Annotated in this window: 9 protein-coding genes and 2 pseudogenes; 6 read left to right on the top strand and 5 right to left on the bottom strand. The window is 36.3% G+C overall.

Translation table 11 applies throughout. The features are described from left to right. The first annotated feature begins 23 nt into the window (after nucleotides 1-23). The 4 genes and pseudogenes from MSG95_RS05740 (at nucleotide 24) to MSG95_RS05725 (ending at nucleotide 6,383) form a co-directional block, all read left to right on the top strand. On the top strand, nucleotides 24-923 hold the full coding sequence (locus tag MSG95_RS05740) for a neutral zinc metallopeptidase (RefSeq protein ID WP_004705901.1): 900 nt from the start codon (nucleotides 24-26) through the stop codon (nucleotides 921-923). A 229-nt stretch (nucleotides 924-1,152) separates the two neighbouring features. Further along, on the top strand, nucleotides 1,153-2,655 hold the full coding sequence (locus tag MSG95_RS05735) for a cation:proton antiporter (RefSeq protein WP_004705905.1): 1,503 nt from the start codon (nucleotides 1,153-1,155) through the stop codon (nucleotides 2,653-2,655). A gap of 477 nt (nucleotides 2,656-3,132) precedes the next feature. Further along, nucleotides 3,133-4,662 (top strand): annotated as a pseudogene (locus MSG95_RS05730) (poly alpha-glucosyltransferase); the annotation flags it as partial. Next, entirely contained in the window at nucleotides 4,659-6,383 is a 1,725-nt protein-coding gene (locus MSG95_RS05725) for a CapA family protein (RefSeq protein ID WP_004699606.1), read from the top strand. The pseudogene MSG95_RS05730 and the gene MSG95_RS05725, both read left to right, overlap by 4 nt. Here the strand turns inward: MSG95_RS05725 and MSG95_RS05720 are convergent. Beyond that, nucleotides 6,380-7,099: a metalloprotease gene (locus MSG95_RS05720; RefSeq protein WP_025469075.1), complete on the bottom strand. Its 720-nt coding sequence runs from the start codon at nucleotides 7,097-7,099 to the stop codon at nucleotides 6,380-6,382. The two genes, MSG95_RS05725 and MSG95_RS05720, sit on opposite strands and share 4 nt — an antisense overlap. Before the next feature lie 79 nt (nucleotides 7,100-7,178). Between MSG95_RS05720 and MSG95_RS05715 the strand changes: the two genes are divergently transcribed. Further along, complete coding sequence (locus MSG95_RS05715) at nucleotides 7,179-7,508, top strand: MGMT family protein (protein WP_029767333.1); 330 nt, start codon at nucleotides 7,179-7,181, stop codon at nucleotides 7,506-7,508. 24 nt (nucleotides 7,509-7,532) lie between these two features. After that, nucleotides 7,533-8,277, top strand: a pseudogene (locus MSG95_RS05710) (hypothetical protein). Between the two features lie 38 nt (nucleotides 8,278-8,315). Here MSG95_RS05710 and MSG95_RS05705 read toward each other — a convergent pair. From MSG95_RS05705 to carB, 4 genes are all read right to left on the bottom strand, one after another. Further along, nucleotides 8,316-8,753 carry a universal stress protein gene (locus tag MSG95_RS05705; protein ID WP_004699616.1) on the bottom strand — a complete coding sequence of 146 codons (438 nt, stop codon included), beginning with the start codon at nucleotides 8,751-8,753 and terminating at the stop codon, nucleotides 8,316-8,318. A 122-nt stretch (nucleotides 8,754-8,875) separates the two neighbouring features. Continuing rightward, nucleotides 8,876-9,508 (bottom strand): CatB-related O-acetyltransferase, encoded by a 633-nt coding sequence (locus MSG95_RS05700; RefSeq protein ID WP_004699619.1) that lies wholly within the window; start codon nucleotides 9,506-9,508, stop codon nucleotides 8,876-8,878. Nucleotides 9,509-9,579: 71 nt separating this feature from the next. Then, nucleotides 9,580-10,056, bottom strand: coding sequence for a transcription elongation factor GreA (greA, locus tag MSG95_RS05695; RefSeq protein WP_004699621.1), 477 nt, complete (start codon nucleotides 10,054-10,056; stop codon nucleotides 9,580-9,582). An 87-nt stretch (nucleotides 10,057-10,143) separates the two neighbouring features. Next, a complete protein-coding gene (gene carB, locus MSG95_RS05690) occupies nucleotides 10,144-13,374 on the bottom strand; it encodes a carbamoyl-phosphate synthase large subunit (protein WP_004699623.1) in 3,231 nt (1,076 codons plus the stop codon). Nucleotides 13,375-13,385 lie beyond the last annotated feature (11 nt).

Here is a 13,385-nt window from a genome sequence, read left to right as displayed (position 1 = left end):
CATTCTAAAATAAGAGGGAAATTATGCGTTGGAGAGATCGTAGAGTCAGTACCAATGTTGAGGACCGTCGAGGTGGGGGCGGTGTTAAAGCAGGTGGTATTAGTATTATTGGTTTGGTCGTAGCATTTGTTGCATGGAAATTTTTTGGCGTTGATCCACAAATGGCCTATCAGGCAACGCAGCAGGTTACTGCTTCACAACAATCAAATGAAACTGCACCGCAAACTTTAACACCTGAGCAAAAAGAAGCTTCAGATTTTGTTGGAACAGTATTAGCTGATACAGAAGATACCTGGACACCTATATTTAAACAGTTAGGTAAAACTTATACGCCACCAAAGTTGGTTTTATTTAGTGGAATGACTCGTTCAGGTTGTGGCACTGCTCAATCTGCTATGGGGCCCTTTTATTGTCCGGCTGACCAGAAAGTTTATATCGATACTGAATTTTTTAAAGATATGCGTGAGCAAATGGGTATCTCGGGTGAGCAAAATAAATCAGAGCTCTCTCGCCAAGATCAGGCAGGTGATTTTGCACAAGCCTATGTTGTTGCGCATGAAGTGGGCCATCATGTTCAAACCTTGCTTGGTATTTCTTCGCAAGTGCAACAAGCTCGTTCGCAAGTCAGTCAGAAAGAAGGTAATCAGTTATCTGTTCGTCAAGAGTTACAAGCTGACTGTTTAGCAGGTATATGGGCAAATCATAATCAACAGCGTACTCAGTTTTTAGAGGCAGGTGATGTTGAAGAAGCAATGGATGCTGCTCAAAAAATTGGTGATGACTATTTACAAAAACGAGCAACTGGTCAAGTTGTGCCTGATAGTTTTACCCATGGCACCAGTGAGCAAAGGATGCATTGGTTTCAGGTGGGGTTAAAGTCAGGTGATATTAATCAATGCGATACTTTTAATAACGCTATTTGAACTACAAAGATGAGTTTGCCATAGGTTCAGGTGAACTCATTTTTTATAATCTCTCTGATTCATAATTAATGTTAAGAAATTTAACTGATTGCTATAGTGCTTGCGTAATTCGTTAAACTTATATTCTATTTTTAATTGTTTGGGCGCATATGAAGTGCCCATTTTCTCGCTCTGTTCAGTTTAGCTGTCTAGGTTTTTATTTGGTCATTGACCCAGAAGAAGGGTGTTCATGGGTAATTTTTTCTTATTACAAGCATTTACGGTTGTATTTGCCTTATCAATTGCAACCACAATATTCAATAAGCGTATTTTAGGCTTTCCTCAAGCGATTGGCGTACCTCTTGTTTCTGCAATTTTTGTCTTCATTTTGCAATGGGGCGCCAGTCTCTTAAATGGTAATCAGTTCATTAGCATTAATATTCATAATATTGAAAATGCAGTTCGAAATATTGATTTCTATGACTTTTTAATTAATGGTGTTATTTGTTTTATTCTGACATCTTCAGCACTTAAATTTAAAATTTCAGATTTAAGAAGTTATTGGAAACAAATTAGTATTTTAGCAACGATTGCACTCGTTATCTGTGCAGTATTGTTTGGTGGTTTACTTTATGGTTTCCAATTGTTGATTGGCCATCATGTACCAATATTGGTTCTTCTATTGTTAGGTGCTGCCTTGGGTGCAACAGACCCCATTGGTATTAAGGGCGTTTTAAGTTCGATTCGGGCACCCCATCATCTTATTGTGAAATTAGAAGGCGAGTCTTTATTTAATGATGCAATGTGTATTGCATTATTTATGACACTACTGAATGTTTTACAAGGTGAACATTTTTCATTAGTTGCAACGTTAGAAGCTTTACTTTATGAAATTGTGGTCGCCATTGGTATTGGATGGGCATTTGGTATAGGAACATTACGTCTATTACGTGGTAAGCACGAAATGGAATCCTTGATTTTAACGACGGCATTGCTGGCCAGTGGCGCATATCTGGTGGCTTTATTCGCCCATGCATCTGCACCAATTGCTTGTGTGATTGGGGGGTTAATTGTTGGAAATAAATGGAAAGAAATTCGTGAAGAACGTGAGATTAGAGAAGTTAACCATTTTTGGCATACAGTAGAAGGAATTATCAATTCATTCTTATTTACTTTAATTGGTCTTGAATTATTTATTCTAGATTTAAACTTTAGCCTGATTTTGGGTGGAATTGTTGCTTTCCTTATTCTGCATATTTCGCGTTTTGCGGCAAACTTTATGTCTTTTGCCTTCTTCCCAACAATGCGAAAGACCAAAAGTTACAATGGTAGTTTAACCATTTTATCTTGGGGAGGGGTTAGGGGGGGCATTTCACTTGCTTTAATTTTAGCAGTTGCAAATATTCCCGCGCTTAGCCCTTATAGTAGTATTCTCATTGGATACACCTTTATTAGCGTATTGTTATCTGGTGTAGTGTGTGGTCTGGGCTTACCAGCGGTAATGAATGCCTTTTATTACAATCCAAATGAAGAAAAGGAAGGACTTAAAGGTTTTTACCAAAAACTATGCCATAAAATGAATCGCCGTGGTTTTCAATATGTAGTTGGAGAAGATGCGTTGGGAAGAGAAACAATTACAATCTTTAATCCAGACGTTATTGTTGATCAAAAAACTGAAGATGGTATTGCAACTATGCATGATCCAAATAAGTTACAAGAAGTAAAACGCTTTGAAAGCCCTGATAATTTTTAGAACAACTTAAAAGTATATTTAATTAAATTTAAAAAGTATGGCTTTAGTGTAATAGTAAAATATTCACTAAAGCCATTTTTTTTCTATATATATCATTAATAATATATTTTATTTTATTCAGATATTAAAAATTATTAAATAAAGAATCGAATTAAGATAAGTTTCAATAATTAAAAACTAAATTTGTTTTATATATAAAACATTTAATTTATGTTTATTTAAAATTATAAGAATAAGAACGAGAATTTTATTTATATAAAATTTGTATTAATTACTTTTTTTTCTTTGAGGACTTTAGTATTTGTTTTTTTTATTTTAAAGTGGTTAATGTAAAAATGATCACATTACTTAATGTTTTTAAGTTGTAGGTCAAAAACTCAAAAGCATTAAGTAAAAAAATATACATAAAATCATTCAAATCAATAATATAAAAGGAATATAGATATGCCTGAAATACAAATTATTGCCAAGGAAAGTCATGTCTGGCATACCGACAAAACAGCTTTTTCACAAGCTACTATACAATTACTCGATTTTATTGATAGACAGTTTTCTCCAAATCAACTTCCAGACTATATAAAAATTGATGTTGCGTACAACCTAGAAAAACAAAGTTGGAGTCAAATAGAACAACTTGTTCATCATCAATTTCATAATAATCATTACCGCAGAGGAATCGCATTTGATGAAGCATGGTCAGTGGTTTTTCTGGAGCAAGAGATCTATGGAAAAGCAATTATTCGAGGTTTGAGTTATGACAAACCTAATTTTTTTGATGAAAACAATCTGAACTATGCAATTAAGCAAAAATATAACGCTACTAAACCACAAATTAGACTACAAGAGCTGCAAGATGTTTGGACTTTCGATACCTATGCAACTTTTTATGAAAATGGACAATTCATTAATTTAGCAAGCCGTTATGATGCAAATGGTATTAGAGGTATTGTAAAGAACAAGAAGCAGCATTTTAGAGAGCTTATTGAGAAAAATGCAACTTTTTTGCACAGTCAGATTCAAGAAAATGGCAAATTCATTTATGGCTATTTTCCTGCTTTTGATCGTGATATCCGCAGTTATAATACAGTACGTCATTGCACATCACTTTATGCACTATTAGAAACTTTCGAAGTACAAGATAAACCTGAATATTTGCCTAAAATAATGAGTGCCATGCAATATGCACTCTCTAACTTTTATAAAGAAAAAGACCCTACAACTGCTTTTATGATTGATGGAAAAGAAGGGGAGTTTGAAATTAAACTAGGTGCAAACGCAGCAGCTATTTTAATGTTAACGAAATTTCAGGAAATTACCCAAAAGTCTGAATATTTAAAATATGCAGAAAAACTTGCAAATGGTATTTTAAAATTAGTTGATTCAGATGGATTAACTACCCATGTGTTAAATTATCCAGACTATGATTTAAAAGAAAAGTTTAGAATTATTTATTACGATGGCGAAGCAGCATTAGCTTTATTAAGGTTATATCAAATAAATCAGGATAAAAGATTATTAGAAACAGTTAAATTAATGTTTGATAATTTTATTCATAAAAGATATGAAAAATATCATGATCATTGGTTAAGTTATTGTACCAATGAGCTTACAAAAATATGTCCTGAAGAAAAATATTTTATTTTTGGTTTAAATAATTATTTAAAACATTTTATTTTTATAAGAAATAGAAAGACAACTTATGCCACTTTATTAGAAATGCTCATGGCTGCTTATAAAATGGTAAATCGATTAAAAGAGCAAGGCCATCAAGAGCTTCTTGAACAAGCTTATATGTCAGAGCTAAAAAAACTCATTAAATTTCGGGCTGAATTCCAAACTACGGGTTTTTTCTATCCAGAAATGGCGATGTATATGGATCGTCCAGATAAAATATTACATGCTTTTTATGTGCGACATGATCGCTTTAGAGTAAGAATAGATGACCAAGAACATAACTTATCAGGCTATATAGCCTACGTAAAAGATTTCGAAGGAGAGGAGATATGACTTACTCTCTTTTTGAAATTAAGTTATTGGCGCCTCTAGATCATACTAACTTCGATAATGCGATTTGGAAATTTGAAGTTGATGGAGATGTTTCAACTTTATTGCTTATTGATTATGCATTGGAGCAATTTCAACAAAAAAACATCGAAGCAAATAAGACCTATGTTGTATCTGAGCAAAAGCCTAAGCAACTTGGTGAACAAAATTTAGGTTTAGAAAAAAATGAATCTTATACATTTGTCGAGCTCTTACAATTCTTAATTTTTACTCATGCAAATGATGTTAAAGATGCCTTAAGCAATATACTGTTTGATTCCGTTGAGCAAGCTCAATTGATCCTGTCTAAAAGGGCGGAAAACTACAAGTTAACTTTAAAATCACCTAATCAATTAAAAAATCTATTTTTGTTGGCAAAAAATATTTATAGCTATCCAGCCGAGCTAAACAACCTTTTATTTCTCAAAACACTTTCTTTTAAAAATAAAGTATATCAACCGATTACACCTTTAATTGCTCATCCAGTGCTAACCTCGGCTTTATATATCTCCCATCAATTTAGAAAAATTTATGTCACTTATCTTGAGGATAACCAGAGCATTGGCTTTTTCTCTTTTTTAGATGACATTCACCGTCTCGAGCATTTGGTTCCTTATTATCACTGTTTCCAAGAAGAGCGCGTAAAGGCGAAGAATTGTACTTCACAGACTGGGATTATTAATATTCTTGGAGATACATATTTCGGTGAGACCTATACTGAAAAGCGTAAGTCGAGAAGGCAAATAGATGCTCTACAACAATATGGATATCACTTTTCATTTGAAAAAATACAGCCATTTTTAGGTAAAAATGACATAAACATAGCTAACTTTGAAGCAGTCTTTTCTCTAGAAAACCAATCACTATTAAAAGATAAAAAGCCATTCATTCTAAAAGCCAATGCTAAAAAGACATTAGAAGAATTTAAAAGCATTCATCTAAATTATTTGGTGTTAGCAAATAATCATCTTAAAGATTATGGTGATGAAGGGCTGGCCTATACATTACAACAATTGGACGAGGCTAATGTTTCCTATATTGGTGCTGGGCACAACCAAAAAGATGCTCACAATTACTTTGAAATAGTTTTTGAAAATAAGCACTATGCAATTTTTAATGGTTACTGGCATAGAGACACTGCTTATTTGGATTATGACTTTTATGCGCTAGGGTCAAGAAGTGGAGTCGCTTGTTTAAACGGTGTCTTACTTGAGCAAATAGTTTTTTATAAACAGGCTCATCCTAAACATAAAATTATTGTTATTTGTCATTGGGGAGTCGACTTTAAACCTCCTACAAAAGAGCAAATTAAACTTGCTGGTATTCTTACACAGGCTGGGGCTGACCTAATTATTGGTCATGGTGCTCATACTATTCAGCCAATTCAGCTTATCAACCAAAAGCCAGTGGTGTTGGGTATCGGCAATGCTGTATTTAATAGTGATGGAGAATATGAGCAGCATCATTCTTTGCCATTTGGCTGTATTGCCAGAATAGATCTAGCAAAGGACTTGCTTCGACTTTATCCAATTTATACGGATAACTTAAAAACTTTTTGGCAGCCATATCCAGTAGATATTAATGATTTCTCAAAGGCCAGTACTTATATGACATCTTTACTGCCCCATGAGGATTACACGAGTACCCATGATAACTTAGGACGGTACGTTGAGATCAAATTTTAAGGGTATTGCTGATAACTCGATAAAATCGTTTGTAGCTGTGATGGGGTGAAACCCAAATTTCTTAAGCCACCACTGCCTAATTTACATTCAGCACTGGCCATAATATTGGTTGGTGTGGTTTTGGTAGCATTAGGGGCACAAACATGTTTCAAGCCGAAAGCGTGGCCCATTTCATGAATACTACCTGCTTGTATATTATAATTTAATCTATTCCAGTCTAATAAAATGAAAGGCTTTCCATTATTACGGAATGTTCGGCTCGTAATATCATTAAACTCTAACTTTTTTGAATAAGCATCGTATATAAAAACAATGACTTCTTTACTTGTCGTACGTTTAGGAAAGCATGCATTGACGCTTGCAGGCATAGATCCTATAGAAATAGGGCGAGGTTGATTTATTTCATTACTAAGTTGGCAGTGCAATTTTGAGAAATCTTGATAAGAGATATAACGATTTAACTTAAAATTAAATATTTTGTTTCCTTGGTCATCTAAATAATATTTATTCAAAATACCAACTTCTTTTCGCATTTGTGCAAGGTTGTCGAAACGTGCAGCAGACGGATTGTTGGTTGTAAAAACGAAAGTGACTGGAACTACAGGCCTATTATTAGCAGGTTCTTCTATCAATGGCTCTGGCTTTAGTTGAGGAGGAGTAGTTGTACAAGAGGCACAAAGAAGTGTTCCTGTAATCATCAATAAGGTTTTTTTCATATTCATCGCATTATCTCTGCATATTATTCTAAAGTGATTTAAAGTAAATTTTTATATGATATGAATGATGTCAATTTTTATGGATTCCATTTTGACAACTCAGTATGAACTACATCGACAAATTTTAGAAGTCATCGCTTTAATTCCATATGGAAAAGTAGCAACTTACGGACAAATAGCACGTATGGCAGGTTTACCTAAACATGCCAGATTAGTGGGTTATGTTCTTAAACATCTTGAAGCAGACCATCAGGTGCCTTGGTACCGCGTTATTAATTCACAAGGTAAAATTAGCCTAAGCAGATTTAATGAAAAAGGTGAGAATGTTCAGCAGTTAAAGCTTGAAGATGAAGGAGTCTATTTGTTGAATGGCAAAGTGAACTTAAAGCAGTTCGCATGGCAACCTTAAAATTATTAAAGAGAACAAATACAAATGCAGCATTATAAATGGCAGAGTCTAGCCATATTACTATTAGGTTTAACAGTGCAATCGAGTTTTGCAGAGCAGGCTATTTCAGCCCAACCTTTTATAAATGTGAATGCTTCATCACAAGAAATACATTCGATTTGTCAGCAGTTGAGTCAGAAATGTAGCGATGAAGTTAAGCTGTGGAAACCCAAAAATACACAAGATCAGACTTATTATTTAATAGATGAGACTCCGCAAATTGCTCAAGTTAAAAAGCAGAATAACCAATACACAGTAATAAATGAGTGGAACTTTAAAAATTATGAGCATAGTAATAAAGAGCCACATTCTGATGATTTAGGTCCTAATGGACTCAAAATCTTTCCAGCACTATACCCTCAATAAAAATGAATATGCCATAGCAGTACTAAATACTTGGTTTACTGGTTACTCTGGAGGAGGGCGTTTTGAAGAAAATGCTGATTTTATTGAGCTTAAGTCTAAAGGGCGGTATCAAGTTGCATTAAAAGATATTAATTTTTCTTCAAGTGAAATGATTCGTGCATGCTTTTCAGAACAAGATTATAAGAAATCTCCCCATTGTCATGACGAGGCATGGATGACTCTAAACATAAGGTTTAAAGATACTGGTCAACCATACTATTTATGGCAATTAAATTATAAAAATTATTCTTGGGATGCTTTTAAAAGTAAAAAAACAATAACAGTTGAACAATCGAGTGAAGATGTTATTCCATTTAAAAAATAGATACCTACCTGACTAAATTGAGCCAGATAGGTGTTTTTTTAGCGAACAATCAAAACAGGGATATGGCTTTCACCTAAAACTTTTTGTGCAACACTTCCTAATACAAGTTTTCGGACACCTGTACGGCCATGCGAACCCATAACGATGAGATCTGCATTGATGTCTTGTGCAGCTTGAATAATTTCTTCATGAACCACAAAGCCTTCAAGTAATTTGGTTTCTACGGTAAGCCCTTCTTGTACAAATTGTTGTTTGGCTTGTTCTAAAATATCGAGTAAATAAGTTCTAGTGCGTTCAATCAATTCATTTGTTTGACCAGTCTTTACATAAAGATCCGCAATAATTGGATCAAGTGCCATCACTTGTACGATAGTAATTTTACTATTTAATGCTTTTCCGAGCTTGATGGCTTCTTTCATAGCGACCGTAGAAGTTTCAGAACCATCAATTGGTACAAGAATATGCTGATATGACATGAGATTGTTCCTTATTGTAATGATGCTTATTTATTCAATACTTTATACTTCTTTTCTTACGATTTAAATTCTAGCTCGTAATGATTTGTGTTATTGAAACAAGAAAATCTTGGCACTATTTTTTATTTATCTCTTAAATTTTCAATATGTGTTGTTAAAGCATTGATATCATCAGTTTGCAAATATTCACGCATTTTTAAAACTTGTTTTTCATCTAAATCATAAAGTTTTAAAGTGAGTAGTTTCTCTATTTGCTCTGTCGGAAAACGGTATTTAATAACTTTTGCCGGAACTCCACCAACAATTGCATAGGGTGGGACGTCTTTTGTTACAACGGCTCCAGTTGCAATAACTGCACCTTCACCAATTTTTACGCCTTGCATAATCATTGCACGGCTTCCAACCCAACAGCCATCTGCAATGATGGTGTCACCAGCAGCTAAAAAACTACGAGTATCGAAGGGGAAAGTTGCAATCCAATCTGGTCTATGAAGCTGATTGCCACCCATCATAATCACGCATTCAGCCCCAAAACATACAAAATTACCAATATAAAGCTGATCAATAGGTTTTTCTGGAGTAGAGGGTTTGTCATGTAAATAGCGCACTACACAACGCTCAAAACCTTGATCCCAATAGGCTGAGTAGTAAGAGTAATTACCCTTGATATGGATATTCGGATTTTTGACAGTTTTGGAAATAAACTCAAATTCACACCAATGACGGACTGGCGAGTTAATCAGAGGTGTATCCATAATTTACTATCCAAACAAATGAGTTAAAGCAATTAAAAACCCCTCATAAAGAGGGGCTTAAGAGTAGTATCTTAAAGATATTCTACACTTACAACTTCGTATTCAACTTCACCTTGAGGAGTGATAATTTTTGCTTCATCACCTTCATTTTTGCCTAAAAGGCCACGAGCAATTGGTGAGTTCACTGAGATTTTATTAATTTTAAAATCAGCCTCATCATCGCCAACAATTTTATAAGTCTTGCGTTCTTCAGTATCAAGGTTTTCAATCGTTACCGTAACACCGAATACAACACGACCGTTTTGTTCTAAGTCTTTAACATCGATGACTTGTGCAGCACCCAATTTTCCTTCGATATCTTGGATACGGCCTTCGCAGAAACCTTGTTGCTCACGAGCAGCATGATATTCTGCATTTTCTTTTAAGTCCCCATGTTCACGTGCCTCAGCAATCGCTTGAGTAATACGCGGACGTTCAACAGATTTCAGATGTTGTAATTCTTTCTCTAAGGCACTTTTACCTTCAGGGGTCATTGGATAACGTTGCATTTCGGTCCCTCTTAAGTTGAGAAAACACAGTTAAAAAAATGAAAAAATCCCGCCACCGATAAGGTGGCGGGACTTATCGGAAAAAAATTAACCTACAGTTAAATCTTGCAAGCGGTATACATCCATTGGCAATTTCACAGCAAAGGCTTGGCAAACTGCTTCTGCGCCATTGATAGTCGTTGTGTAATACACTTTGCCTTGTAGGGCAGCACGACGAATCATTGCAGAGTCATATTGAGCTTGTTTGCCTTCAGTAGTGTTGACAATAAGGTGTATTTCGCCATTTTTCAAGCGGTCAACAATATGTGGACGACCTTCAGTTACTTTATTTACAGGTTCACATTCCAAACCTGCTTCTTTAAGCACTTTATAAGTTCCACCTGTTGCTACCAGTTTGAAGCCGTATGCTACAAACTTTTTAGCGATATCAGCGATATATTTCTTATCAGATTCACGGACAGATAAGAAAGCAATCTTTTCTTCGCCTTCAGTTGGCAAGCCCGGTAAGCGGTCATTAGAACCTAAAACAGCTTTATAGAATGCTTCACCGAATGTCTTACCAACACCCATTACTTCACCTGTAGATTTCATCTCAGGTCCAAGCATAGGATCTACACCTTGGAATTTAGCAAATGGGAAAACTGCTTCTTTCACAGAAAAGTGTGTTGGAATGATTTCTTTAGTAAAGCCTTGAGATTCAAGTGATTGACCCGCCATACAACGAGCAGCTACTTTTGCTAAAGATTCACCAATACATTTCGATACGAACGGAACAGTACGTGAAGCACGTGGGTTAACTTCAAGAACATAAACGTCATCGCCTTTAACTGCGAATTGAACGTTCATCAAGCCAACAACACCAAGTTCTTTTGCCATAGCCACTGTTTGACGACGCATTTCGTCCTGAATCTCTTGAGATAGAGAGTAAGGAGGAATAGAACACGCAGAGTCACCTGAGTGAATACCTGCTTGTTCGATGTGCTGCATGATACCGCCAATCACAACATCTTTACCGTCAGATACGCAGTCAACGTCAACTTCAGTTGCATCGTCAAGGAAACGGTCAAGAAGAACAGGGGCTTCGTTAGAAGCTTGTACTGCTTCGCGAAGATAACGTTTAAGTTCATCTTCGTTATACACGATTTCCATTGCGCGACCACCCAATACATAAGATGGGCGAACAACTAACGGATAACCAACTTTCGCAGCTTCAGAGATACCTTCTTCAGCAGATTTTACAATGCTGTTGTTTGGTTGACGAAGCTGTAAACGTTGAATCATTTGTTGGAAACGTTCACGGTCTTCTGCACGGTCAATTGCATCTGGAGAAGTACCGATAATAGGAGTACCAGCTTCTTCTAAAGCACGTGCTAACTTAAGTGGAGTCTGACCACCGTATTGTACGATTACGCCTTTTGGCTTCTCAGTACGAACGATTTCAAGAACATCTTCAAGTGTTACAGGTTCGAAGTACAAACGATCTGATGTGTCATAGTCGGTAGAAACAGTCTCAGGGTTACAGTTCACCATGATTGTTTCATAACCGTCTTCACGCATAGCTAGAGCAGCGTGTACACAGCAGTAGTCAAATTCGATACCTTGACCAATACGGTTTGGACCACCACCAATTACCATGATCTTGTCACGATTTGATGGATTTGCTTCACATTCTTCATCGTAAGTTGAATACATATATGCTGTGCCAGATTCAAACTCGGCAGCACATGTATCAACACGTTTGTAAACTGGATAAACACCCAAGTTCCAACGTTGTTTACGGAATTGCTTTTGTGAAATGCCCATAAGGTGAGCAATACGAAGGTCAGATAAACCTTTACGCTTGAACGAACGGATGTTGTCCGCGTTTAAGTCACCAAAACCTAAAGTTTTTACTTGAGCTTCTGTGTTGACGATATCTTGAATTTGGATCAAGAACCAACGGTCAATTTTAGTTGCTTCAAATACGTCATCTAAAGAGAAGCCATGACGGAATGCATCTGCTACGTACCAAATACGCTCAGGACCCGGAACTTTAAGCTCTTTTAAAATCGTTTCTTTTACGTTTGTTGCACCAGCTTCGATTTTTTCATCAAAACCGCTTACACCAACTTCAAGACCACGTAATGCTTTTTGTACAGATTCTTGGAAGTTACGACCAATTGCCATGACTTCACCAACAGACTTCATCTGAGTGGTAAGAACTGGTTCTGCTTGTGGGAACTTCTCAAAGTTAAAACGAGGAATCTTCGTTACAACATAGTCAATTGCTGGTTCAAAGCTCGCAGGAGTTACACCACCAGTGATGTCATTTTTCAATTCATCAAGAGTGTAACCAACAGCTAGTTTCGCAGCGATTTTTGCAATTGGGAAACCAGTTGCTTTAGAAGCAAGAGCAGACGAACGAGATACACGAGGGTTCATCTCGATCACAACCATACGGCCGTCTTTCGGGTTAATACCGAACTGAACGTTAGAACCACCGGTCTCAACACCAATTTCACGAAGAACTGCAACTGAAGCATTACGCATCAATTGATATTCTTTGTCAGTTAATGTTTGAGCTGGTGCTACAGTGATTGAGTCACCAGTGTGAACACCCATTGGGTCAAAGTTTTCGATCGCACATACGATAATACAGTTGTCGTTTTTGTCACGAACAACTTCCATTTCGTATTCTTTCCAGCCGATTAATGATTCATCAATCAATAATTGGTGAGTAGGAGAGAGGTCGAAACCACGTTCACAGATTTCAAGGAATTCTTCACGGTTATATGCAATACCACCGCCTGAACCACCCATTGTGAATGAAGGACGGATAATTACTGGGAAACCAAAGCGAGATTGGATTTCCAATGCTTCTTCCATGGTTTCAGCAATAGCAGCTTTTGGACATTCCAAACCGATTTTGCGCATAGCGATGTCGAAGAGTTTACGGTCTTCGGCTTTTTCAATCGCTTCTTTAGTTGCACCAATAAGTTCTACATTGTACTTCGCTAATACGCCATTTTCATCAAGTGCAAGTGCGCAGTTCAATGCAGTTTGTCCACCCATCGTAGGTAGGACTGCATCTGGACGCTCTTTTTCAATGATTTGAGCAACAGTTTGCCAAGTAATTGGCTCAATATATGTTGCATCCGCCATTGATGGGTCAGTCATAATGGTCGCTGGGTTAGAGTTAACCAAAATAACACGGTAGCCTTCTTCACGAAGCGCTTTACATGCTTGAGCACCAGAGTAGTCAAACTCACAAGCCTGACCAATAACAATTGGACCAGCACCAATAATTAAGATGCTTTTAATATCCGTACGTTTAGGCATTATTCGCTCCG

This window comes from Acinetobacter sp. IK23, assembly GCF_035615275.1.
GTDB lineage: Bacteria > Pseudomonadota > Gammaproteobacteria > Pseudomonadales > Moraxellaceae > Acinetobacter > Acinetobacter seifertii.
This window is presented reverse-complemented; position numbering and strand designations above follow the sequence as displayed.

Excerpts from the sequence above, each read along its gene's own strand:
- MSG95_RS05735 (WP_004705905.1), top strand. The coding sequence starts at position 1,153 with ATGGGTAATTTTTTCTTATTACAAGCATTTACGGTTGTATTTGCCTTA.
- carB (WP_004699623.1), bottom strand. The coding sequence starts at position 13,374 with ATGCCTAAACGTACGGATATTAAAAGCATCTTAATTATTGGTGCTGGT.
- MSG95_RS05725 (WP_004699606.1), top strand. The coding sequence starts at position 4,659 with ATGACTTACTCTCTTTTTGAAATTAAGTTATTGGCGCCTCTAGATCAT.
- MSG95_RS05740 (WP_004705901.1), top strand. The coding sequence starts at position 24 with ATGCGTTGGAGAGATCGTAGAGTCAGTACCAATGTTGAGGACCGTCGA.
- MSG95_RS05700 (WP_004699619.1), bottom strand. The coding sequence starts at position 9,508 with ATGGATACACCTCTGATTAACTCGCCAGTCCGTCATTGGTGTGAATTT.
- MSG95_RS05705 (WP_004699616.1), bottom strand. The coding sequence starts at position 8,753 with ATGTCATATCAGCATATTCTTGTACCAATTGATGGTTCTGAAACTTCT.
- MSG95_RS05715 (WP_029767333.1), top strand. The coding sequence starts at position 7,179 with ATGGATTCCATTTTGACAACTCAGTATGAACTACATCGACAAATTTTA.
- MSG95_RS05720 (WP_025469075.1), bottom strand. The coding sequence starts at position 7,099 with ATGAAAAAAACCTTATTGATGATTACAGGAACACTTCTTTGTGCCTCT.
- greA (WP_004699621.1), bottom strand. The coding sequence starts at position 10,056 with ATGCAACGTTATCCAATGACCCCTGAAGGTAAAAGTGCCTTAGAGAAA.